This is a genomic window from Streptomyces sp. NPDC001941 (assembly GCF_040296945.1).
Classification (GTDB): domain Bacteria; phylum Actinomycetota; class Actinomycetes; order Streptomycetales; family Streptomycetaceae; genus Streptomyces.
Genome location: NZ_JBEOYE010000026.1, coordinates 73602 through 96802, shown reverse-complemented (window position 1 = coordinate 96802; position 23201 = coordinate 73602). Strand labels below are relative to the sequence as shown.

The window sequence follows — 23201 nt, the reverse complement described above, 5'->3', positions numbered from 1 at the left end:
TCAGCCCTCCGGCTCCTCGCGCTCCACCCCCGCCCCGTCCCCGGCCAGCGCGTCCACCAGGGCCAGCGCCCCGGCCGGGTCCAGGAGCGCGCCCGCCGCGCGCTCCGCCCCGTACCGCCGCGCGCCGAGCGCCGTACGGGACCGGTCCTCGATCCGGTCCGCCTCCGCCCGCTCGGGCACCGACCGGGGCAGGTCCGCGCGCCAGCTCCCGGCCGCCGCCAGCAGCCGCGCGGCCGGGGCGAACTCGCCGGCCAGGCACAGCACCCACGCCGTGCCCTCCGCCACACCCGCCATGACCGCCTCCGCGCAGTGCGCCTCCACGGCGGTGCGCAGCGCCCGCGCCATCCCGCGCACCGCCGCGCGCGCGGTGGCCGTGCCCCGCACCTCCTCGGGCCGCAGCCCGGCCAGCGCCTCGCACGCGTCGACCTGCGCGTCCAGGCAGGCGACCGCCGCGGCGAAGTGCGGCGGCGGAGTGCCCGCCGCCATCAGCCCGCGGTTCCGCTCGGCCAGCCGGCGCGCGGTCGCCAGGTCGCCCCGGTCCAGGGCGATCGCGGCCCGCAGGAAGCGCACGTACGCCTGGGTCTCGTCGACCCGGTAGCGGTCCGACTCGGCCTCGGCCTCCGCCAGGCCCTTCTCGGCGCCCTCCGGGTCGCCCGCGCGGTAGCGCAGCTCGGCGATGCGCGCGATGAGGAACGGCGCCTCCGCGTGCGCGCCGACCTCACGGGCCAGGGACAGCGCCTCCGTGAACGCCTCGCGCGCCTCCTCGTACCGTCCGCGCGCCATGCCCGCCTCGCCCCGCGCGCTGGCGACCTGGGCGCGCATCCAGCGGTCGCCCACGCGCGGCGCGAGCACCCGCAGCTCGGCCAGGTCGGCGTCGACGCCGGAGAGGATGCCGGGGTAGTCGATGGCCATGTGGGCGCGGAACATCAGCATCACCCCCAGCTCCCACTCCTCCGCGTGGCGGCGGCAGTTGGCGAGGGCGGACTCCAGGAGGGGCTGTACGTCGACGGGGTCCTCGCCCATGAAGGCGGTGAACGGCCACAGCAGCCCGGGGAAGCGCGCGGCCTGCGGCCCCCCGGCGGAGAACGCGGCACGCACCCGCCGGGCGTTCTCGCGGGCCTCCTCGTCCTCCTGGAGCACCGTCTCGCCCTGGTTCTCCACCATCAGGAACACCTGCGCCATGCGCAGGTGCAGGGCGGGCCAGTAGCGCGGGTCGGCCTCGTCGTCGGGGACCGGTGCGAGGCGGACCGCGCGGGTGGCCCAGGCGAGGCCCTCGGAGCGGTAGTTGCGCAGCCACCAGAACCAGCTCATGGCGAGCACCAGACGGACCGCCCCCGTCTCGTCCGGCGCGTCGCCCAGGACCCGCTGCAGGGCCGCCCGGATGTTGTCCAGCTCGGTCTCCAGGCGTTGGATCCACGGCAATTGGGCGCCCGAGCGCAGCAGCGGGTCGGCCTGCTCGGCGAAGGCGGTGAAGTGCGCGGTGTGGGCGCGCTCGGCCGCGGCGCGCAGGGCGGGCGTCTCGGCGGCGCGCTCCTCCGCGTACTCCTGGATGGTCTCCAGGAGGCGGTAGCGCATCCCGCCCGCCGCGTCCGGGGCGGCCACCACCAGCGACTTGTCCACCAGCGCGCCCAGCGGGGGCGCCGCGTCGGGGTTGAGCGCCTCGGCGGCGGCCAGGTCCCAGCCGCCGGCGCAGACCGAGAGCTGGCGCAGCAGGGTGCGCTCCGGCTCGTCGAGCAGGTCCCAGGACCAGTCGACGACCGCGCGCAGCGTCTGCTGGCGCGGCAGTACGGTGCGGCTGCCGCTGGTCAGCAGCCGGAAGCGGTCGTCGAGCCGGTCCGCGATCTGGCGCGGGCTCAGCAGCCGCAGCCGGGCGGCGGCCAGCTCGATCGCCAGCGGCAGGCCGTCCAGACGGCGGCAGATCTCGGCGACGGCGGACCGGTCCTCGTCCGGGTCGTACCCGGGGCGGGCGGCGCGGGCGCGGTCGGCGAACAGCCGGTGCGCGGGGTCCGGCGGCAGCGGCTCGACCGGGCGCACGGCCTCGCCGGGGACGCCCAGCGGCTCCCGGCTGGTGGCCAGGATCCGCAGCTCGGGCAGGTGGGTGAGCAGGGTCTCGGCGAGCGCGGCGGCGGCCTCCACCACGTGCTCGCAGTTGTCCAGGACGAGCAGCAGCTCGCGGTGGGCGAGCAGTTCGACCAGGTGGGCGGTGGGGTCGTCGGGGAGCAGGACGCCCTCGCGGGTGATCAGGCTGGTCTCGCGCAGGCCCAGCGCGGACAGCACGGCGCCCGGTACGGCGGCGGGGTCGTCCAGCGGGGCGAGCTCGACCAGCCAGGCCGCCTCCCCCGCGGCCTGCTCGGCGAGCCGCGTCTTGCCGGAGCCGCCGGGCCCGGTGAGGGTGACGAGCCGGGCGCGCGTGAGGTCCGTACGGATCGCGCGCAGCTCCGGCTCACGGCCGACGAACGAGGTCAGACGGGGCCGGATGTTGCCCTGCACCGGTGCGGCCGGACGCTCCCGCTGGTGCAGCAACTCCTCGTACAGCCGTGCCAGTTCCGGCCCCGGATCGGCGCCCAGGGAGTCGGCCAGGGTGCGGCGGGCGTCCTCGTAGGCGGCCAGCGCGTCGGCCTGGCGGCCCTCGGCGCGCAGGGCGCGGACGAGCTGGGCGCGGAAGGGTTCGTCGTACGGGTGGGCGGCGACCAGCTCCGTCAGCTCGGGCACGAGGCCCTCGACGGCGCCGCGCAGCAGGTCCGCCTCGACGCGGCGGCGCAGGGCGGCGAGCCGGAGCGCCTCGGGCCGGGCGGCGGCAGCGGCGGCGTCGGGCAGATCGGCGAGGGCGGGTCCGCGCCACAGGGCGAGGGCGGTGCGCAGGGTGGCGGCGGCGGACTCCGGATCGCCCGCACGGGCGTGGGCGTCGGCCTCGGCGGTGAGGCGGGTGAAGCGGTGGAGGTCGGTGAGGTCGGGGGTGGGGTTGGAGTTGGGGCCGGAACTGGGGCCGGTGCGGGGGCCGGGGTCGGGGTCGGGGTCGGCGCTGAGTCGGTAGCCGCCGCCGTCGGAGGCGATCGCGCCGTGGCCCAGCACCCGGCGCAGCCGCCCGACCAGGGCCTGGAGGGCGGCGGGGGCGTCGTGCGGCGGCTCGTCGCCGTACACGTCGTCGACGAGCTCGTCGACGGACGCGCTCCGGGGGGCGCGCAGGGCGAGCGCCGCGAGGAGGGCGCGAAGGCGGGGGCCACCGAGGGGGAGGGGGTGGCCCTGGGGATCGTGGGCCTCGGTCGGGCCGAGGATGAGGTACCGCACGGGGACATTGTCGTACGGGGGTGCGGTGGGGGGTGGGGGCTGTGGATAACCGGTGCGGGGGCGGGCCCGCAGGGGCGGCGCCCCTTGGGCCTGGTGCACGGGGTGCGGGGTGCGGGTCTTGGGGAGGTCGCCTCCCGCACCCCTTGGTCCCGGCGGGACGGGGTGCGGGTCTTGGGGGTCCCCTCCCCGCCCCTTCCCGAAAGCCTCCGGCGGCGGGAGGGGGAGGGTGTTCCGGGGGCTTCGCCCCCGGGCCCCGCGCGGGGCTGCGCCCCTGCACCCCCTTGGGGCGCTTGGCCCCGGGCGGGGTGCGGCGCGACGTGGGCCCTCGCGTGTCCTGGGACTGCGATGGCGCACACAGGTACGAGGACCGCGCCCAGGACACCGCACACCAGGCCTCGGGGCGCAGGGGCGGAGCCCCGCAGGGGGTGCAGGGCGCAGCCCCGCACGGGCGCCCGGGGGCAAAGCCCCACACGGTGCAGGCGCGGAGCCCCGCACAGGCCCAAGGTCGAGCACCACACGCGCCCGGGGGCGCAGCCCCGCACGGGGTGCAGGGGCGCAGCCCCGCAGGGGGTGCAGGGGCGCAGCCCCGCAGGGGTTCGGGGGCGGAGCCCCCGTGAGTCTGCCCCCTCTCGCCGCCGGAGGCTTTCGGGAAGGGGTGGGGAGGGGAATCCCGGGCCCGCCACCCCGCTACGGCCGCACGCCGCAGGGGCGTGACCCGGGCCCCGGGGCTCCCAAGGACCGCCGCTCCGGTACCGCCGCACGGCGCAAGGGCGTGGCCCGGGCCCCGGGGCTCCCGAGGACCGCCGCTCCGGTACCGCCGCACCGCGCGAGGGACCCGGAAGCCCCCAGGACCCCCTACGACCGCAGCGTCGGCCTCGGGGGCACCCCCGCTGCCACCGCGCGCTGGCGCGGCGCCGCCGTTCCCGTCCAGCAGGTGCCCCTGCGCGACAGCAGGCGGCGCAGCCAGAGTTCCGTGGAGACCAGGTCCGCCACCCCGTCCAGCGGCACCGGCTCGCCCTCCGCCGCCGCGCGCAGGGCCCTGCGGACGACCCTCGCCTCGATCAGGCCCGCGTCCGCGAGGAGCGGGGCCTCGAAGAGGGCCAGGAGCGAGGGGAGCGCGGCGCGCAGGCCCGTGCGGGTGGCCGAGGGGGTGTGCGACGCGGCGCCCCAGCCGGGCGGCAGGTCGTGGATCCCGGCCCCGGCGAGCACCGTGCGCAGGATCGCCGCGCGGGCGCCCGGCTGGACCCGCAGGGACTCGGGCAGGTCGCGGCACGCGCGTACCACCTGGTTGTCCAGGAAGGGGGCGTGCAGCCGCTGGCTGCGGATCTCGGCCGCCTGCTCCAGCACCCGGTGGTCGGCCGCGTGCCGGGCGAGGGCGGCACGCGCGCGTGCCTCGCCGGGGCGCTGCACCGAGGACGGCCGTACGGCGGCCTCCCCCAGGCGAACCGATACTTCCGCGAGCGCCTCCCCCGTCATCCAGCGCGCCGCCGGGCCGGGCCGCGACCAGGTGAGGGCGGCCAGGGAGGCGTCCAGCGGGCCGATCGGGGAGGAGCCGTCGCGGTGGGCGTCCAGCAGGCCCAGCGCGGCGGCCTCCAGGCCCGCGCGGTAGGGCGTGCGGGCGAGCCGGCGGGCCGCGCGGTAGACGGTGAGCGGGACGAGCAGCGAGCCCGCCGGGGTCCCGGTGGCCTTCGCCAGGGCGGTGACGGGCTTCAGGAGGGATCTGCGGCGGCGGTCGAGCAACAGGTCGGCCAGGCGCGCCGGATGGGCGTCCAGGACCTGCCGGGCGCCCAGGCCGGTGAAGTGGTCGGCGCTGCCCGCGGCGAGGCGGCGGCGGTGCCGCTCGGCGGTCACCAGGGACGGTCCCGGCTCGTCGGTCAGCGGGCCCGACTCCAGGTCCGCGTACGGCAGGGCCTCCTCGCCCGCGGCGACCACCACGTGGTGCAGCCGGGGGTTCTCCGCGATCGCCCGGGCGCGCTCCAGCTCGGAGGTGCCCGAACGCCCGCCCGCGGCGAGGTCGTTGAAGGTCACCGCGAGGAGGCGTTCGCCCGCGCCCGTGCCGTGTCCCAGGACGGTGCCCGGCACGCCCGGCAGGCCCGCGGCGAGCAGCGCCAGGGTCCCGGAGGCGCTGCCGCCGGACAGGTCCGCGCCGATGCCGGGGGCGGGCGCCCCGCGCGCCGCGCGCCGCTCGGCGGGGCCCATGCCGGGCACCGGGCCGGGGTCGGGCGGCAGGGTCTGCGGCGCGTGCCGGGGGGCGGTGAGGCGGGCCCGTACGGCGCCGACGAGCGCCTCGCGCACGCCCTCCACCGCCCGCTCCGGCTCCAGTTCGGGCGTGGCCACGGCGAGGGAGGCCACCGGCTCGTACCCGGTGATCTCGCGCGAGCCCTCGCGCAGGATCAGCGCGTGCCCGGGCGGGACGCGTCTGACCCCGACGTACGGGGTGGAGTCGCGCAGCGCCTCCGGGGTCTCGGGGCAGGCGAGCAGCGCGGCCAGGTGACCGATGTCGAGCTGGGCCTCGATGAGGTCGGCGAGCGGCAGGGCGGCGGTGGCGTACGCGGTGCCGTTGGCCCAGGGGGTGTGGAAGACGGGGCGCGCGCCGGCGAGGTCCCCGGCGACGGTGATGCGCCGGCCGACCTGGACGACGGCCGTGTAGCTGCCGGGCCAGGCGGTCAGGTGGCGCATGGCGCCACCGCGCGCGGTGACCAGGCCGAGCTTGAGCTCCTCGTCACTGGCGGCGCAGCAGCCCAGGACGGCGAGGCGGGTGAAGGGGTCGAGGCTGACGACGCGGACCTCGTCGGGGCGCCAGTCGCCGACCGCCCAGAGCGGGTCGGGGTCGCCCCAAAGGAGCTGGGAGCCCACCGGATGCACTGTGCGCCCCTCGGACGCGGCGCCGACGGCGCCCGCCGTGCCGAAGCTCGCGGCGATACTGCTCCACCCCACCAGCCACCGCATCGCCGCCTCCACAGGTTGTGGACAACCCTCAGCACCTCAGTGAACTCCAGTGAGGACCATGCTGCCACGAAGGAGGCGCGCGGGAGGGGCCCCGGGTAGCGCGCGCAAAAAGTGAACGCGCCCCCGGCTGTGGCCATTTGACGACGGTCCGGGACGCATGGGACGCCCGGGCGATGGGCATCATTCAGCCATTCTCCGTGCCCGGGAGAAGCGAACGACCGTACGCGAGCACAGCCCGGGAGGCGCACGTCGCCTCCCGGACCGGTCCGCCGCCCGCGGGGATTGAGGCGGCGGTGTCCCCCAGCCCACTGGATCCAGTTGCAGTGGGCCGACCCACGCAGCACTCATGGAAGCGCTCCCCCCGTGACCCGCACAGAGCGCACGGACAGGCGCACGGCCACACGGCGGGAGCACGAAGGGGGCGGGCAGAGCGTTCGTACAGACAACAATCTCGCCATACGGAACACCGCCTCTTAACGGTCGGGATGCGGCGAACTACGCTGGGTTTACGAATGCCGCGCGCCTATGCCTGGCGGCCTGCGGCCGTCTGCGTGTCGAGGGGTGGCTCATGTCCAGGGAGCAACGCGGGCCGAACGAGAAGCTCGGCACCGTTCTCGCCCTCGCGGGAATCAGCAACGCCGGGCTCGCCCGGCGGGTGAACGACCTCGGGGCGCAGCGCGGTCTGACCCTCCGCTACGACAAGACGTCGGTGGCGCGATGGGTGTCGAAGGGCATGGTCCCGCAGGGGGCCGCGCCGCACCTCATCGCGGCCGCCATCGGGCAGAAGCTCGGCCGTCCCGTGCCGCTGCACGAGATCGGCCTGGCCGACGCCGACCCGGCGCCCGAGGTGGGCCTCGCCTTCCCGCGCGACGTGGGCGAGGCGGTGCGCTCGGCCACCGAGCTGTACCGGCTGGACCTGGCGGGGCGGCGGGCCGGCGGCGGGGGCATCTGGCAGTCGCTGGCCGGTTCCTTCGCAGTGAGCGCTTACGCGACCCCGGCCTCCCGCTGGCTGATAACGCCCGCCGACTCCTCGGTCGAGCGGCCCCTGGAGGTCGTGACGGGCGCGGCGGGCGTGACGCCCGTGCCGGACGGGCCGGAGGAGGCCCACGCGCGCGTGGGCCACAGCGACGTCGCCAAGCTCCGCGAGGCCGCCGAGGACGCGCGCCGCTGGGACTCCAAGTACGGCGGCGGGGACTGGCGTTCGTCGATGGTGCCGGAGTGCCTGCGGGTGGACGCGGCGCCGCTGCTGCTCGGCTCGTACTCCGACGAGGTGGGCCGGGCGCTCTTCGGGGCCACCGCCGAACTGACCAGACTGGCCGGCTGGATGGCCTTCGACACCGGCCAGCAGGAGGCCGCCCAGCGGTACTACATCCAGGCGCTGCGGCTGGCCCGCGCGGCCGCCGACGTGCCGCTCGGCGGGTACGTGCTGGCGTCGATGTCCCTGCAGGCCACCTACCGCGGCTTCGCCGACGAGGGCGTGGACCTCGCGCAGGCCGCCATCGAGCGCAACCGGGGCCTGGCCACCGCCCGCACCATGTCGTTCTTCCGGCTCGTGGAGGCACGCGCGCACGCGAAGGCGAGCGACGCCCCGGCGGCCGGAGCGGCCCTGCGGGCGGCCGAGGGCTGGCTGGAGCGCTCGCGCGAGGGCGACCCGGACCCGTCGTGGCTGGCTTTCTACGGCCAGGACCGGTTCGCCGCCGACGCCGCCGAGTGCTACCGCGACCTCAAGGTGCCGCGCCAGGTGCGCCGCTTCACGGAGCAGGCCCTGTCGCGGCCGACGGAGGAGTTCGTACGGTCGCACGGGCTGCGCCTGGTGGTGAGCGCGGTCGCCGAGCTGGAGTCGGGGAACCTGGACGCGGCGTGCGCGGCGGGCACGCGTGCGGTGGAAGTGGCGGGGCGCATCTCCTCCGCGCGTACCACGGAGTACGTACGGGACCTGCTGCACCGGCTGGAGCCGTACGGGGACGAGCCCCGGGTGGTCGAGCTGAGGGAGCGCGCGCGCCCGCTGCTCATGGCTCCGGCGTGAGACCCGCGTCCCACCTGGCGCCCGCGCGTTTAGAGCCGTTGTCAGTGGGCCAGTGCACTATCGGGGTGGGAGGTGGCACTGGTGTCCGCGGGTAAGAGCCGTTTCGACGGTGACGTACTGGTGGTCGGCGGCGGGATCGTCGGCCTTTCGACGGCGTACGCGATCTCGCGCGCCGCGCCGGGCACGCGCGTCGTCGTGCTGGAGAAGGAGGACGCCCCGGCGCGCCACCAGACCGGGCGCAACAGCGGGGTGATCCACAGCGGGATCTACTACCGCCCCGGCTCCCTCAAGGCGCGCTACGCGGTCTCCGGCGCGGCCGAGATGGTCAAGTTCTGCGCGGAGCACGGCATCGCGCACGAGGTCACCGGCAAGCTGATCGTCGCCACCGAGCGCGACGAGCTGCCCCGGCTGCACGCGCTGGTCCAGCGCGGCAGGGAGAACGGGATCCCGGTGCGCGAGCTGGGCCCGGCGCAGATCGCGGAGTACGAGCCGCGGGTGCGCGGCCTCGCCGCGATCCACGTCGGCTCCACCGGCATCTGCGACTACCCGGCGGTCGCCCGCGAGCTGGCGAGGGCGTCGGGGGCCGAAGTGCGCTACGGCGCGCGGGTGGAGCAGGTCGACCGCCGCCCCTGGGGCGTGGCGGTGCGCACCCGCGCGGGCGAGGTGGTGCGGGCCCGGGCCCTGGTGAACTGCGCGGGGCTGCACTGCGACGAGGTGGCCCGGCTGGCGGGCGACGACCCGGACGTGCGGATCGTGCCGTTCCGGGGCGAGTACTACGGGCTGGCCCGGCCCGCGCTGGTGCGGGGCCTGGTCTACCCGGTGCCGGACCCGGCGTTCCCGTTCCTCGGCGTCCACCTGACCCGGGGCATCGACGGCTCGGTCCACGTCGGGCCGAACGCGGTCCCGGCGCTGGCCCGCGAGGGGTACGGCTGGCCGGTCGTCCGGCCCCGCGAGCTGGCCGGGACGCTCACCTGGCCCGGCACCTGGCAGATCGCCCGCCAGCACTGGCGGTACGGGGCGGGCGAGGTGCACCGCTCGCTGTCGAAGGCCGCGTTCGCGCGGGCGGTGCGGCGGCTGCTGCCCGCGGTCACCGAGTCCGACCTGCGGCCCTCGCCGGCCGGGGTGCGGGCCCAGGCGGTGCTGCGGGACGGCACGCTGGTGGACGACTTCCTGATCCAGGAGGCGCCGCGCACGGTCCACGTGCTGAACGCGCCCTCGCCCGCCGCGACCGCCTCGCTCCCCATCGGCCGCGAGGTGGCCCGCCGGGTCCTGGAGCACCTGAAGTCCGACTGAGCGCGCGTGGCCGGGGGGCCTCCGGCCGGACGGGGCCCGGGCGCGGGGCCGGGGCGGCCACCGGCGGGCGGGGCCCGGCCGTGGGGCCGGGCTCGGGCAGAGCCGCCCGGCCCGGCCCCGTAAAATCGGGGCATGTCCCACCCCACCCGCAACAACGAGCCGCGCTTCCCCGACGGGCCCGCCCCCGACCCGGCCGGCTCGCACTTCGAGCGGCGCATCCGCAGCTTCCAGCCCCGCCGCAGCCGGGTCACCACCAGCCAGGGCGAGGCCCTGGAGCGGCTGTGGGGCACCTGGGGCCTGGACATCGACGGGCGGCGGGTGCTCGACCTCGGCGCGATGTTCGACGGGCGTCCCGTGGTCCTGGAGATCGGCTTCGGCATGGGCGAGGCCACCGCGCAGATGGCCGCCGACGACCGGGACACCGGCATCCTCGCCGTCGACGTGCACACCCCCGGCCAGGGCAACCTGCTGGGCCTCGCCGAGCGCGCGGGCCTGGACAACGTACGGGTGGCCAACGGCGACGCGATCATCCTGCTGCGCGAGATGCTGGCCCCCGACTCGCTGGACGGGATGCGCGTCTACTTCCCGGACCCCTGGCCCAAGAAGCGGCACCACAAGCGGCGCCTGATCCAGGCCGAGTTCCTGACGCTGGCGGCCACCCGGCTCAAGCCCGGCGCCGTGCTGCACTGCGCCACGGACTGGGAGGAGTACGCGGAGCAGATGCTGGAGGTGCTCGACGCGCACCCCGACTTCGAGAACACCGTGCCCGGCGGCGGCTACGCGCCCCGCCCCGCCTTCCGCCCGCTGACCCGCTTCGAGGGCCAGGGCCTGGACAAGGGCCACGTGGTCCACGACCTGCTCTTCGCCCGCCGCCCGCACGCCTGAGGCCGGGCACCCGCGCGCCTGGGGCCGGGCACCCGCGCCCCGCCTCCCAGCACGCTCCGGGCGTCACGGGTCCGCGCCCCGCCTCCCAGCACGCGCACCGCGCCGCCCCGGCTCCTAGCACGCGGCGCGATCGCGTGCCCGGAAACCGAACTCCGTCGCGCGGTGTCAGTGGTCCTCGTTAGGGTCGTCAGGTGTCCGAGACGTACCCGCAGCACCAGCCACCGCACCCGGCGGTCCCGCCGCGCGAGGACGAGCCGTCCTTCGCCGCGGTCCCGGCGCGCGCGCACTGGCGCTACAAGCCGCGCCGCGCCTTCTGGCGCAGCAGGGCCGTGCGGGCCGTCGCGGTGGCCGTGCTGCTCGCGCTGTGCGGCCTGGTGATCCTGGCCATCGTCCGCGACCAGACCGGCACCCGGGGCTTCCTGGTGGGCCTGGGGCTGGCCGTGCTGCCGGTGCCGCTGCTGATGACCGCCTTCCGCTGGCTGGACCGGGTCGAGCCGGGCCCCTGGCGGAACCTGCTGTTCGCGTTCGCCTGGGGCGCCTTCGCGGCTGCCCTGGTGGCGATCATCGCGAACTCCTTCGCGACCCGCTGGATAGCCACCGCGACCGCCGACCCGTCCTCCGCCGACACCCTCGGCGCGACGGTGATCGCGCCGGTCGTGGAGGAGAGCGCCAAGGCGGCCGCGATCCTGCTGATCTTCCTGTTCCGCAGACGCGACTTCACCGGCGTGGTCGACGGGGTGGTGTTCGCGGGCTTCACCGCGACCGGCTTCGCCTTCACCGAGAACATCCTCTACCTGGGCAGCGCCTTCGGCGAGGACCAGGAGATCGGCACCAGCGGCATCAACTCGGTGACGGCCGCGACCTTCTTCGTACGGGTCGTGATGTCGCCGTTCGCCCACCCGCTGTTCACCGTGCTCACCGGCATCGGCTTCGGCCTCGCGGCGCTGGGCGCCCGGCACCGCCGGGTGCGCCGGGTGCTGCTGCCGCTGCTCGGGCTGACCCTGGCGATGGCGATGCACGCGGTGTGGAACGCGTCGGGGTCGCTCCTGGGCCCCTGGGGCTTCTACGCGGTGTACGGCGCGTTCATGGTCCCGGTGTTCGGGCTGCTGACCTGGCTGGCGATCTGGAGCAGGCAGCGGGAGCTGCGCACGATATCCGGCGAGCTCCCGGCGTACGCGGCGGCGGGCTGGCTCTCCCCCGCCGAGCCGCTGGCCCTGTCCTCGATGCGCTCCCGCTCGATGGCCCGGGACTACGCGGGCCGCACGCTGGGCCCGGCGGCGGCGCGGGCGGTCGGCGAGTACGAGGCGTTCGCGACGTCGCTGGCGTTCCTGCGCCACCGGGCCCGGCGCGGGGCGATGGACCCGGACTTCACCGCGCGCGAGCAGGAGCTGCTGCACCACCTGTGGCAGCGCAAGGAAGCCGCGGGCCCGGCGCTGACGTACGCGGCGCAGGCGACGGGCCAGGTGTGGACACCGCCGCCGCACCGCAACTACGGCGCGGGCTACAACCCGTACCGCGGCTGACCCGCCGCCGCTCCCCGGCCCGCCGCCTCCTGGATCACGTCGGCCGGCTGGCGTCCCTCAGTCCGAAGCGGCCGTCAGCAGCGCGAGCTCCGCGTCGGTCAGGCCCAGCTCCACCCCGGCGATCAGCGCCGGGAGCTGCTCGACCGTGCGGGCCGAGGCGATCGGCGCGACGACCGTGGGCCGCGCGGCCAGCCAGGCCAGCGCCACCGAGGCCACCTCGGCGCCGCGCGCGGCCGCCACCTCGTCCAGCGCGGCCAGCACCTTGCGGCCGCGCTCGCTCTCCAGGTGCTGGGCGGCGCCCTGGGCGCGGGCGCTGTCGACGGCGGTGCCCGGGCGGTACTTGCCGGTCAGGAAGCCGGAGGCCAGGCCGTAGTACGGGACGGCGGCGAGCCCGTGGTCGCGGGCCACGTCCAGCAGCGGGCCCTCGTAGGTGTCGCGGGAGACCAGGTTGTAGTGCGGCTGGAGCGCGACGTAGCGGGCCAGGCCCTCGCGGTCGGAGACCTCCAGGGCCTCGCGCAGCCGCTCGGGCGAGATGTTGGACGCGGCGATCGCCCGCACCTTGCCGGCCCGCACCAGCTCGTCGAGCGCGCCGAGGAACTCCTCGACCGGCACGGACGGGTCGTCGTAGTGCGTGTAGTAGAGGTCGATGTGGTCGGTGCCCAGGCGGCGCAGCGACTCCTCGGCGGCGCCCTTGATGGTGGCGGCGCCGAGGCCCTTGAAGCCGGGCTGGGCGCCCGCCTTGGTGGCGATCACGACGTCGTCGCGGTTGCCGCGCGCGGCCAGCCACTGGCCGATCACGGTCTCGGACTCTCCGCCTTGGTTGCCCTGCACCCAGTGGGAGTAGGCGTCGGCGGTGTCGATGAAGTTGCCGCCCGCCGCGGTGTAGGCGTCGAGGACGGCGAAGGACTGGTCGCGGTCGGCGGTCCAGCCGAAGACGTTGCCCCCGAGGGCGAGCGGGTGGACGGACAGGTCGGAAGCGCCCAGAGCGCGGCGAAGGGTCATACGGGGTGAACAGCGCGCCCGGGGGCGCGTGTTCCGGATTCCCCGTACGACCCTGCGGCGTCGGACCCCGTACGACCCTGCGGCCGGACCCGGTGTCGGGCCCGGCCCCGGGCGTCAGGCCTTCAGACCTTCAGGCCCTTCGAGCCGAGCCAGCCCATCGGGTCGATGCCGGTCCCGCCGGGCGTGTGCACCTCCAGGTGCAGGTGCGGCCCGGTCACGTTGCCGGTGGCGCCGACGCGGCCGATGGTCTCGCCGGTGCCGACCTGCTCGCCCGCGCCGACGGTCATCGACGACAGGTGGCAGTACCAGAGTTCGGTGCCGTCCTCGAGCTCCAGGACGATGCGGTAGCCGTACGCGCCGGACCAGCCGGCCGACTTCACGGTGGCGCCGTGCACGGCCTTGACCGGGGTACCGGTCGGGGCGGCGAAGTCCAGGCCGGTGTGGTGCCCGGAGGACCACATGGAGCCGGACTGGCCGTAGGTGGAGGTGATCGTGTACGAGGACGTGGGCAGCGAGTAGCTGGCGGCGAGCTTGGCCAGGCGCTCGGCCTCGGCCTTCGCGGCGGCCTCGGCGGCGGCCTTCTTCTTCGCCTCGTCGGCCTTCTTCGCGGCGGCCTTCTGCTGCTGCGCGGCCTGCTCGGCGGCGGCCTTGGCGGCGGCCTGCTCGGCGGCGGCCCGGGTCTCGGCCTCGGCGGAGGCCTGCTGCTGCTCGGCCTGCTGGAGGATGCGGGCGCGCAGGGCCTCGCCCGCGGTGCCGCCCTCGGAGGCGTCGTCGGCCCCGGTGGTCGCGGCGGCGGTCAGGGGCCGGGTGTTCCGGTCGGTCGCGTCGTCGTGGGCGACCAGGGCGCCGATGCCGGGCAGCGAGGCGGCGTCGGGGAGTTCGGGCAGGTCGGGCAGGTCCGGCAGCGATATGGAGACCGGGGGCTTGTCCTGGGCGGTGGCCATCCCCGCGCCGCCGACCGCGGCGATGACGCCGACGCCGAGGACGGTGGAGCTGCGGGCGAGTCCGCCGCGCTGGCGGGCCACGCGGTGCCGGCCGCGGACGGGCCGTACGGATTCCTCGGTGGGGTTCCACTCCTGCCACTCGGGGGGCGCGGAGGGACTGTTCCAGTCCTGCTGGGCAGGGCCGGACGGGACGGGCGGGGTCGCCACGGAGGCGTGCTCCTTCCTTCCTTCTCGCCTACCGGGTTAGCTGACGGGTTCGGAGCAGGAAGGTCTCCTACGGGCATGCGTGATGCCCGATTCACCCCAAGTTGGTGGTTCCCCGGTTCCCTCGCGGGATTCGGCGCGTGCGCACGGTGCCGCCTCTGGCGGCGGCGGGGACGACCGCGCTGCGTTATCGAACGTTAATAGACACGGGGGTCCGATTCCAAGCTGTTCCGGCTTGATCGTTAAGCCCTCCGGCCGGGACTTAAGCAGGCAGATCCGGGCGGAACGGCGCAGTTGACGGAGCGTCGGCCGATCATCATTTTCTGACGGTGTGTCAAATGTTATGCGCAGCGGCGCCTTCCGCTCACACCGCGTGAGCGGGCGCGGGCGCCCCGCCCTGGCGGCCCCTCAGCCCCCGCGCGGCCCCCGCACCACCGGCATCGTCCGCCGCCGCTCCGGCTGCCCGGCCGCCGGGCGCGCCACCGCCAGCAGCGCCATGTCGTCGCTGGCGCCCCCGCCCGTGTAGCGGCGCACGTCGTCCACCAGCGCGTCGAGCAGTTCGTCGGGCCCCGGGAAGATCCGCCCGGCCAGCCGCTCCGCCGGGTCGTAGAAGACGCCCCGCGCGTCCCGCGCCTCGCTCAGCCCGTCCGTGTACAGCAGCAGCGTGGTGCCCGGCGGGAACGCCGCCTCGTCCGCCCGGTCCGGCCAGGTCCCCAGGTCGCCCATGCCCAGCGGCAGCGCGGGCTCGCTCGGTTCGAGGAGGTCCAGGTCCCCGTCCGCGTACAGCAGCAGCGGCTCGGGGTGGCCCCGGTTGACCACCCGCAGCACGCCCTCGCCGCGCGGGATCTCGGCGAGCAGCGCGGTCGTGAAGCCCTCGAAGGCGTCCAGGCCGTCGCGCCGGGTGCCCTCCCGCGCCAGCGCCCGCTCCAGGCGCTGGGCCACGCCCTCCAGGGTGCGCTCCTGCTCGGCCGCCTCCCGGAAGGCGCCGATCACCACCGCCACCGCCTCCACCGCCTGCAGCCCCTTGCCCCGCACGTCGCCCACCACCAGGCGCACCCCGAAGGGCGTGTCCTGCACCGCGAACAGGTCGCCCCCGATGAACGCGTCCGCCTGCGCCGCCTCGTAGCGCGCCGCGATGTGCAGCCCGCCGATCCGGTCGGCGGGCGTGGGCAGCACCGCCCGCTGGGCCGTCTCGGCGATCTCGCGCGCCGAGGCGAGCCGCCGCCCGCTGCGCCGCACCACCCGGTTGATCAGCAGCGCCAGGCCGGACACGGTCAGCACGGTCGCGCCCTCGGTGAGCGAAGTGGGGTCGTCGATCGTGTGGTTGTACAGGTGCAGCCCGAGCCCGGCCAGCACGGCCGCGAGGCCGGTCAGCAGGGTGGCCCGCAGCGAGAAGAACGGCGCGGCGATCAACGGGGCCGCCGCGAGCAGCGGGGAGGCGGTGAACTGGGGCGGCGTGGCCAGGTCGAAGACCACCCCGCCGGCGATGAGCACCGCGGGCAGCGCGCGCAGGAACCGGTGGACGCCCTCGCCGTCCGTACCGTCGTACCCGTCCGCCGCTCTGTTCCCCACCAGTGCTCTCCTGCCCGGTCCGCCCACGGCTGCGGACGGTACCGCGCCCTCCCCAGGCTTGCCGGAGCCGCGCCGCACGGCGACTCTCCGTCGGCCAACCGGGGGACGGCGGCCCGCGCCGCCGCCCCCGGCCCCGGCTACCCGGCCGCCGCGGGCACCAGCCGCCCGCCCCGCAGCAGCGCCCCGACCGCCCCCGCGCACGCCAGGCCGACCGCGCACAGCACCAGCCACGGCACCGGCGACCAGCCGGTCACGTCCAGGAGCGCGCCGGTGCCCAGGTTCCCCAGGGTGATCCCGATCCCGCACACCGTGTTGTAGAGCCCGTAGTGCGTGGCCACCCAGCGGTCGCCGGACAGCGCGACGACCGTGTCCATCTCGTACGGGTAGAGCACCGCGTTGGCCACCGCGAGCACCGCCGCGCACAGCAGCAGCCCCGCCACCCCGCCCGGCGCCACCGGCAGCAGGAACGCCCCGCCCATCAGCGCCAGACCGGCCACCAGGCACCGCTCGCGCGGCCAGTACCGCTTGCACCACTCGGTGATCCGCAGCTGCCCGGCCAGCGCGACGAGCGCGGAGACCACGAACAGCGCGGTGGTCACCAGGGTGCTCCCGGCCGCCAGCGGCAGCGCCAGGTAGACCTGGAAGGACAGCACGTACGAACCGGTCATGGCCAGCGCGAACAGCCAGAACGGCCGGTTGGCCAGCACCGTGCGGAACTGCCCGCGCTCGCGCCCCGCACCCGCCGCCCCGCCCGCCCGGTCCGGCAGGTGGCGCAGCTGTACGAGCGTGAGCACGGCGAAGAGCAGCGCGGCGACCACGCACGTCAGCCGGAAGGACACCCCGGTCAGCGCGATCCCCACCAGCGGGCCCAGCAGGATGCCCGCCTGGTAGTACGCGTTGAAGACCGCGAACGCCTCCACGCGCCGCTCCCCCGCCCCGGCCGCCAGGTAGGCCCGTACCGCCGGGTTGAACAGGGCGCCCGCCAGGCCGGTCGCCGCCGACGCCGCGATCAGCACCGGCAGCGACTGCGCCACGGCCAGCGCCCCGAAGCCGGCCGTGCGCAGCGCGCAGCCCGCGACGATCAGCGGCTTGTAGCCGAGCCGGTCGGCGAGCGCGCCGCCGGCCAGGAACATGCCCTGCTGGGACAGGTTGCGCACGCCGAGGACCAGGCCCACCGACCAGGCCGCCATGCCCAGCCCGTCGGACAGGTGGGCCGCCAGGTACGGCATCAGCATGTAGAAGCCGAGGTTGATGGTCAGCTGGTTGACGAACAGCAGCCGTACGGCCGGGTCGAAGGTGCGGGTCTGCCGCAGTACGGCGATCAACGGACCCGCCCCAGCACCCGCCGGGTCCAGCCCTCGACCTCGGTGCCCGCCGCGTACGGCGCGGGCTCGGCGCGCACCGGCCCGTCCAGCAGCCCGTGGGCCGCGCAGTACGCGTCGTTGAAGACGGTGTCGAAGTAGCGCTGCGGCCCGTCCGGGAAGACGGCCGCGATCCGGGTGCCCGGCGGCCGGGTGCGGGCCAGCCACCCGGCGACCAGCGCCACCGCGCCCACGCTCCAGCCACCGGTGGCGAACTGGCGCGACGCCAGGCGGCGGGCCGAGCGCACCGCCTCGGCGGGCGCCACCCAGTGCACCTCGTCGAACGCCGCGTGGTCGACGTTGCCCGGGTGGATGGAGGAGCCGAGCCCCCGCATCAGCCGCTCGCCCGGCTCCAGTCCGAACACGGAGGAGCGGATCGAGTCCACGCCCACCAGCTCCAGGGCGGGCGTCGAGGTGCGGCGCAGCTCCCGGGCGATGCCGGCCGAGTGGCCCCCGGTGCCGACCGCGCACACCAGCACGTCGATCCGGCCGAGCTGCCCGGCCAGTTCGGCGGCGAGCCCGGCGTAGGCCGCCGGGTTGTCGGGGTTCTGGTACTGGTTGGGCCACCAGGCGCCGTCCAGGGTGGCCAGCAGCTCGGCGACCCGGTCCATCCGGGCCTGCTGCCAGCCGCCGCGCGGGCTGGGCTCGGCGACGACGTGGACGCGGGCGCCGTGCGCGACGAGCATCCGCTCGACGATCGGCTCCAGGCCGGGGTCGGTGACCACGTGCACCGGGTGGCCGTGCACCACCCCGGCGAGCGCGAGGCCGAGCCCGAGGGTGCCCGAGGTGGACTCGACCACCGGGGCGCCGGGGCGCAGCTCGTCGCGCGCGCGGGCGCGCTCGACCATGTAGAGGGCGGTGCGGTCCTTGATGCCGCCGAAGTTGAAGCCTTCGAGCTTGGCCCAGTAGCCGTCGTCGGTCCACAGCACGGGGGTGGCGGACAGCGAAAGGGGCTCGCGGGAACGGGAAAGGGTCTGCGAGGTCTGCATGGGGGGTCCTCGGTGTGCTGAGCGGATGCGGAACGCGGGGGACGGGCGCGTCGGTCCCGTCCGGTTCCGGTCTCAGTTGCGGTCCACTCCGAGGGCGATGAGCCGCGCGCGGGCGGCGGGGGCGGCCGGGCCGTCCCGGTCGTAGGGCCCGGTCCGCCGGGCCTCGCCGAACAGGGCGCCGGGCCGTTCGCACGGCGCGGTCCCGGGGGCGTCGGGCAGCGGGGGCTGCGGGGCGGTCTGGGACGGCAGGTGGGCGTCGAAGCCCGCGCGCTCCCCGGGCTGTTCGCAGCCGTGCGGCGAGGCGGGCGCGGCCACCGAGGGCGTCCCGGTGCCGGGCAGCAGATGGCCGTGGGAGCCGTGGCAGACGCTGAGGACCAGGGCGCAGAGGGCGAGCAGCAGCACCACGGCGGGCGCCCGCCGTCGTACCGCAACCGCCGCACCGAAGCTCTCGTCACCCATGGCGCACGAGACACTACGGTGAGCAGCCGTTCCCCGCCAACGCGGCGGGCGTACCACCCCTGCGATTTCGGACGGTCTTTACATGTGGCGTTCGGCGTAGATCCGCAGGGCGTCGCGGACCAGGACGGCCGTGCCCTCGCCGTGCCGGTCGTAGTTCGCGGTGAAGCGCGGGTCGTCCACGTACATCTGCCCGAGCCCGATCACGTACTCCTTGCCCGGCTCCACCGTCCGCCCCAGCCAGGCGACGTGGCGCCGGGCGACGTCCTGCACGGTGTCGCTGCCGGCGTCGAGCCCCTCGGCCCGCGCCCGGCCGAAGTCGGCCGCGATGCCCTTCTGTTCGTCCATGAACGCCTTCCTCTCGGCGTCCGACAGCGAGCGCCACCAGCGGTCGCCCTTCTCGTAGGCGTCCCGCCCCCAGCGCTCGGTCACCTCCTCCTCGTACCGCGTGTGGTCGAAACCGTCGAACACTTCCTCGGCCATGAGTTCCTCTCCTCGCTCGGTCTTGCGCAGGGTGGTCCGCACGGACTCGATCTGCCGCCCCAGCCGCTCACGCTCGCGCTCCAGCAGCTCCAGGTGCCCGCGCAGCGCGGCGGCGGTGTCCCGCTCCCCGTCGAGGACCTCCCCGATCCCGGTCAGCGAGAGCCCCAGCTCCCGCAGCAGCAGGATCCGCTGGAGCCGGACGAGCGCGGCCTGGTCGTAGTAGCGGTAGCCGTTGCCACCGACCCGGCTGGGCTCGAGGAGCCCCACGTCGCCGTAGTGGCGCAGGGTGCGACTGGTGGTGCCGGCCTTGCGGGCGACTTCCTGGATGGACCACTCCATGACGGAAACGCTAGATCTTGACGCAACGTAAAGGTCAAGCGAGGACGGCCGCCGCTGCCACTGTCACCGGAAATGCCGAAGGCCCGGTGCGCTGTGCGCACCGGGCCTTCGATCTAGTAGCGGGGACAGGATTTGAACCTGCGACCTCTGGGTTATGAGCCCAGCGAGCTACCGAGCTGCTCCACCCCGCGTCGGTGAAACCAACCTTACGCCATGTGCGCCGGAGGGCCTAATCCATTGCGGACGGGGGCCTGCGGGGAGGTGCGCGGGGCCCGGGCTCCGGGGTGCAGGCGGGTGCCCCGGACGCCCCAAGCCACAGCCCCGGGCCGCCGGGCACGCACCGGGCACGCATCGCTCCCGCCGCCTGGTGAAGAACACTGCGGCCCGACCGGCAGTAGCCGATCGGACCGAGGGTCCCGCAGGTCAGGGGGTTGCACATGCCGTGCAGCCCGGTAGGCCATGTCGGACTCGAACCGACAACCAACGGATTAAAAGTCCGCTGCTCTGCCAATTGAGCTAATGGCCCTTGGCGAGACACCCCTGAGCATAGCCGGACGGGGCCGGTGAGCCGATCGGGTATCGGGTCACCGGCCCCGTCGCGGTCGAGCGGGTGTCCTCGCCGGTCGTTACGACAGGGACTTCATGCCGGACCAGCCGGTACCGATCGCCTCGGGCGTGCCGAAAGCGCCACCCGCGAGGCCGCTCAGCCGGTACAGCGCGCCCGTCTTGTCGCGGGCCACCAGGTCGGCCTTGCCGTCGCCGTCCAGGTCACCGGGCGAGGCGATCAGGTCGTAGTCCGCGCCCCAGCCGTCGGCGACCTTCACCGCGGACTTCAGGCGGCCCGCGCCGTTGCCGTCGTAGCGGAACAGCGTGCCGTCGTTGCGGCGGGCGACCAGGTCACCGGAGCCGTCGCCGTCGAGGTCGCCGACACCGACGATGTGCGTGAACGACTTCCAGCCGGAGCCGATCTTCACGCCGCCGGCCAGCTTGCCGTCGGCGCGGCCCGCGTACACGTAGAGGTCGCCGCCGCTGGTGCGGCCGACCAGGTCGGCCAGGCCGTCGCCGTTCAGGTCGCCCGGCGAGGTCAGCACGTCGAAGCCGCCGAAGCCGGTGCCCGCCGTGGTGTGCGCGGACGCGGGCACCAGCGGGGCGCCGCAACCGCCGCGGTAGTTGCGCAGCTCGCCGTCGGCCATGCGGACCAGGACGTCGCCGCAGCCGTTCTTGTCGGAGTCGCCGAAGGACACGGCGCGCGCGGAGGTCCCGAACCCGGCGCCGGCCACCTTTCCGGTGACCCGGCCGGTGCCGGTGCCCTTCCACACGTCGAGCGAGCCGGAGCCGCTGATCGCGAGGAGGTCGCCGATGCCGTCGGCGGTGCGGTCGTGCCACGCGGTGGCGCCGTCCACGGCCAGCGCGCCGGTACGGGTGAGCTCGGCGCCCTCGCCGTCGGCGGGCTTCGCCGTCAGCGTCCAGGTGTACGCACCGGGGGCGGCCTGGCGGCCGTTGCCGTCCTTGCCGTCCCAGCGGACGTTCACCAGGCCGCGGGCCTCGCCACCGGTCAGGGTGCGCACGGTGGCGCCCGCCTTGTCCTTCAGCGCCAGGCTCCAGGACGCGGCGGGCTTGGACAGCCAGAAGCGCGGGGCCCAGCGCGCCGACTTGTCGGCCTTCGCCCGGACGTCGGCGTCGATCACGGCGAGCGCCGAGCGCGGGGCGCGCGAGGGCACCGCGTGGGTGTCGCCCTCGGCGTCCTGGTAGACCGCGGCACCGCCGAAGCGGTCGACGTCCCAGGCCGAGCCGGCGTTCGCGGCGGCCGCGGTGCCCAGTTCCCGGGAGACCGGCTTGGCACCGGTGACGTCGGTCAGCGTCAGCTTCCCGGCGATCGAGGCGGAGACCACGTAGCCGTCGCCCAGGCGCGCCTGGGTAGCGAACGGCACGGTGGTGTTGACGCCGGTACGCGTGTCGTACACGCCCGCGCGCCACTGATCGGCGCAGGACCAGTAGACGCGCGCGGCCACCGCCTGGAGGTCGGACAGTCGGCACCCGGCGACCGAGAACGGCTTGCCGGGCTTGCCGCCGACCTGCTCGACGGCGATCCGGCCGGGCTCGCCGGGCTGGACGGTGTAGAGCGTGTTGCCCCACAGGGCGTAGCCCCCGTCCGTGAGCGGGCGGTTGACGACCTGGGCGCCGGTCTCGAGGTCGACGACCGACAGCTTCGCGGCGCCGGTGTACGCGGCGTAGCGGCCCGAGACCGACCTCAGGTCGTCCAGCCCGGCCGGGGCGAGGGTACGGCCCGGTGCCCCTTCGCCGTCGGCCACGAAGTGCAGCGGTCCGCGGCCGTTCACCTGGTACACGACCTGGCCGGAGCCGGTGGAGAAGAGACGGGTGCACCTGCCGGAACCGCCGTTGCACTGCGCGGCGAACGTCTCCTCGCCGCGGTCGGTCCGACGGCCCGGAGTGAGCCGCCCGCTGACCGACAGGTCGACCGAGCGCATCTGCGGGTTCATGACCCCGGGGCGGCGGTCGAAGCTGGTGATGCGTCCCTGGCCCGCCGTGAGGAACTCGGCCTTCGTCGGCGCCTTGGGCACGTCGGCGAACTTCACGCCTGCCGCCCGGCCGTCCGCGCCCGGCGCGACCAGGGTCAGCGCGCGCTCGCCCTCCGGGCCCGCCTTGACCACCACGACACGGCCCCTGGAGTCCGTGCGGGCCACATCGGCCACGTAGTCGACGACCGTCCTCGGCTCCCCGCCGGCCAGCGGGTAGGCGACCAGCCGGTCCCAGTAGCCGGCCGGAGGTGTCCACCCCGTACGGAACTTGACGTCCTCGATCGCCAGCAGCTCGTCGCCCTGGACGCCGACGACCTTGTCCGTCTCGGGGTCGATGGAGCGCTCGGCCTCGGGCTCCGTCGCGCCGTTCAGGCCCCAGACGCTGACGCGGCCGCCCTCGGTGCGGACGACCTTGTCGCCGAACACGGCGAGGGTGGCCCCGTCCGTGAGGGGCGTCACGCCGAGGGTCAGCGCGTGACCGCTGCGGTCGATCCGGACGTGGTGACGCCGGCCGTCGAGGTCGTACGAGACGATCGCGCCGTTGCCGTTGTGCGCGAGGACCTGGGTCCGGATCTGCGCGCCGTCGGGGATCCCGGTCACCGGGCGCACCACGGTCCGGCCGTCCTCGACGGTGGCCACGCCCAGGCCGTCGGCGGCAGTGGGCCCGGAGAGCAGCACGGACGAGCCGAACACCGCGAGGCGGCCGCGGCCCTCGGGGACCTCCACGGGCGTGGCCTTGCCGGTGCGCGGGTCGCGCAGCTCGATGGCGCCGTTCAGCCCGGCGGAGCCGTACAGCACCACCTGGTCGGAGCCGGTGTCCAGCGCGCCGTCCAGCGCGGCCGGGCGCTCGACGGTGGTGGCGGATCCGTCGGCGTACGAGATCCAGTGGTAGGCGCTCGTGTACCTGCCGAGTACGGGCAGCCCGCCGGTCAGCACACCGGTCTCACCGGCGCTGATCACGGACGCGGCGTCCCGGGCCACGTTGGGCTCCGCCAGGATGGTGGCCTCGCCGGGGTCCACCACGGACGCGGCCTGGGCGAGGGCGGGCGGCAGCGCGCCCGTGATGATGCCGGCGACCGCGACGGCGCTGGTCAGGACGGTGCTCTTGAGCGCACGACGTCTCATGGTCGGTATTTCCTCCCCGTACGAACGCGCGGGCGACTCACCTCGCGCACACGGGCGGGGGGTGCGGCGGTGGTACGGCCGCGCTCGCTGGAAGACCCCCCGGTTCCCCTGGTCCCCACCCGGACCTCGACCTTACCCCGCGCTTATCCGCCGCCCCACGGACCCCACCCGCACGCGGAAAAGCCCGAGGGCCCGTACGCGATCGCGGCGCGTACGGACCCT

At 75.7% G+C, this 23201-nt stretch carries 14 protein-coding genes, 2 tRNA genes and 1 riboswitch; of the genes, 4 read left to right on the top strand and 12 right to left on the bottom strand.

Translation table 11 applies throughout. The annotated features are described in order from the left end of the window. Together ABT160_RS19455 and ABT160_RS19450 are read right to left on the bottom strand one after the other, a co-directional pair. A complete protein-coding gene (locus ABT160_RS19455; protein ID WP_351648889.1) occupies positions 1–3288 on the bottom strand; it encodes an ATP-binding protein in 3288 nt (1095 codons plus the stop codon). A gap of 855 nt (positions 3289–4143) precedes the next feature. Further along, positions 4144–6237, bottom strand: coding sequence for an asparagine synthase-related protein (locus ABT160_RS19450; protein WP_351648888.1), 2094 nt, complete (start codon positions 6235–6237; stop codon positions 4144–4146). Positions 6238–6805: 568 nt separating this feature from the next. Here ABT160_RS19450 and ABT160_RS19445 point away from each other — a divergent pair. From ABT160_RS19445 to ABT160_RS19430, 4 genes are all read left to right on the top strand, one after another. Next, positions 6806–8263: an NsdA family TPR-like regulatory protein gene (locus ABT160_RS19445; RefSeq protein WP_351648887.1), complete on the top strand. Its 1458-nt coding sequence runs from the start codon at positions 6806–6808 to the stop codon at positions 8261–8263. Between the two features lie 81 nt (positions 8264–8344). After that, complete coding sequence (gene lhgD, locus ABT160_RS19440; protein WP_502984261.1) at positions 8345–9556, top strand: L-2-hydroxyglutarate dehydrogenase; 1212 nt, start codon at positions 8345–8347, stop codon at positions 9554–9556. 132 nt (positions 9557–9688) lie between these two features. Beyond that, a complete protein-coding gene (trmB, locus tag ABT160_RS19435) occupies positions 9689–10441 on the top strand; it encodes a tRNA (guanosine(46)-N7)-methyltransferase TrmB (protein ID WP_351648885.1) in 753 nt (250 codons plus the stop codon). A gap of 191 nt (positions 10442–10632) precedes the next feature. Continuing rightward, the gene (locus ABT160_RS19430; protein ID WP_351648884.1) at positions 10633–11964 is read left to right on the top strand and encodes a PrsW family intramembrane metalloprotease; all 1332 of its coding nucleotides are present in this window, start codon (positions 10633–10635) and stop codon (positions 11962–11964) included. Positions 11965–12021: 57 nt separating this feature from the next. On the opposite strand, the gene ABT160_RS19425 is transcribed toward ABT160_RS19430, so the two are convergent. From ABT160_RS19425 to ABT160_RS19380, 10 genes are all read right to left on the bottom strand, one after another. After that, entirely contained in the window at positions 12022–12966 is a 945-nt protein-coding gene (locus ABT160_RS19425; protein WP_351648883.1) for an aldo/keto reductase, read from the bottom strand. Between the two features lie 122 nt (positions 12967–13088). Next, positions 13089–14117 carry a M23 family metallopeptidase gene (locus tag ABT160_RS19420; protein ID WP_351648882.1) on the bottom strand — a complete coding sequence of 343 codons (1029 nt, stop codon included), beginning with the start codon at positions 14115–14117 and terminating at the stop codon, positions 13089–13091. Between the two features lie 10 nt (positions 14118–14127). Further along, a riboswitch (cyclic di-AMP (ydaO/yuaA leader) is annotated at positions 14128–14263 on the bottom strand. Between the two features lie 259 nt (positions 14264–14522). Further along, on the bottom strand, positions 14523–15686 hold the full coding sequence (locus ABT160_RS19415) for a PP2C family protein-serine/threonine phosphatase (protein WP_351648881.1): 1164 nt from the start codon (positions 15684–15686) through the stop codon (positions 14523–14525). A gap of 137 nt (positions 15687–15823) precedes the next feature. Next, positions 15824–17011 carry an MFS transporter gene (locus tag ABT160_RS19410; RefSeq protein ID WP_351648880.1) on the bottom strand — a complete coding sequence of 396 codons (1188 nt, stop codon included), beginning with the start codon at positions 17009–17011 and terminating at the stop codon, positions 15824–15826. Beyond that, entirely contained in the window at positions 17008–18036 is a 1029-nt protein-coding gene (locus ABT160_RS19405; RefSeq protein WP_351648879.1) for a PLP-dependent cysteine synthase family protein, read from the bottom strand. Before ABT160_RS19405 ends, ABT160_RS19410 begins: the two co-directional genes overlap by 4 nt. Before the next feature lie 72 nt (positions 18037–18108). Next, positions 18109–18495 (bottom strand): hypothetical protein, encoded by a 387-nt coding sequence (locus ABT160_RS19400; protein WP_351648878.1) that lies wholly within the window; start codon positions 18493–18495, stop codon positions 18109–18111. A gap of 78 nt (positions 18496–18573) precedes the next feature. After that, positions 18574–19314, bottom strand: coding sequence for a MerR family transcriptional regulator (locus tag ABT160_RS19395; RefSeq protein WP_351648877.1), 741 nt, complete (start codon positions 19312–19314; stop codon positions 18574–18576). A gap of 117 nt (positions 19315–19431) precedes the next feature. Next, a tRNA-Met gene (locus ABT160_RS19390) sits at positions 19432–19505 on the bottom strand. A gap of 262 nt (positions 19506–19767) precedes the next feature. Next, positions 19768–19840: transfer RNA gene (locus ABT160_RS19385), tRNA-Lys, on the bottom strand. 100 nt (positions 19841–19940) lie between these two features. Beyond that, entirely contained in the window at positions 19941–22979 is a 3039-nt protein-coding gene (locus tag ABT160_RS19380; RefSeq protein WP_351648876.1) for an FG-GAP-like repeat-containing protein, read from the bottom strand. Between the last annotated feature and the right edge of the window lie 222 nt (positions 22980–23201).

What these genes read in the sequence shown, in the direction of transcription:
- ABT160_RS19405 (WP_351648879.1), bottom strand. Translation starts at nt 18,036, where the DNA reads ATGCAGACCTCGCAGACCCTTTCCCGTTCCCGCGAGCCCCTTTCGCTG.
- ABT160_RS19450 (WP_351648888.1), bottom strand. Translation starts at nt 6,237, where the DNA reads ATGCGGTGGCTGGTGGGGTGGAGCAGTATCGCCGCGAGCTTCGGCACG.
- ABT160_RS19380 (WP_351648876.1), bottom strand. Translation starts at nt 22,979, where the DNA reads ATGAGACGTCGTGCGCTCAAGAGCACCGTCCTGACCAGCGCCGTCGCG.
- trmB (WP_351648885.1), top strand. Translation starts at nt 9,689, where the DNA reads ATGTCCCACCCCACCCGCAACAACGAGCCGCGCTTCCCCGACGGGCCC.
- ABT160_RS19400 (WP_351648878.1), bottom strand. Translation starts at nt 18,495, where the DNA reads ATGGGTGACGAGAGCTTCGGTGCGGCGGTTGCGGTACGACGGCGGGCG.
- ABT160_RS19425 (WP_351648883.1), bottom strand. Translation starts at nt 12,966, where the DNA reads ATGACCCTTCGCCGCGCTCTGGGCGCTTCCGACCTGTCCGTCCACCCG.
- ABT160_RS19445 (WP_351648887.1), top strand. Translation starts at nt 6,806, where the DNA reads ATGTCCAGGGAGCAACGCGGGCCGAACGAGAAGCTCGGCACCGTTCTC.
- ABT160_RS19395 (WP_351648877.1), bottom strand. Translation starts at nt 19,314, where the DNA reads ATGGAGTGGTCCATCCAGGAAGTCGCCCGCAAGGCCGGCACCACCAGT.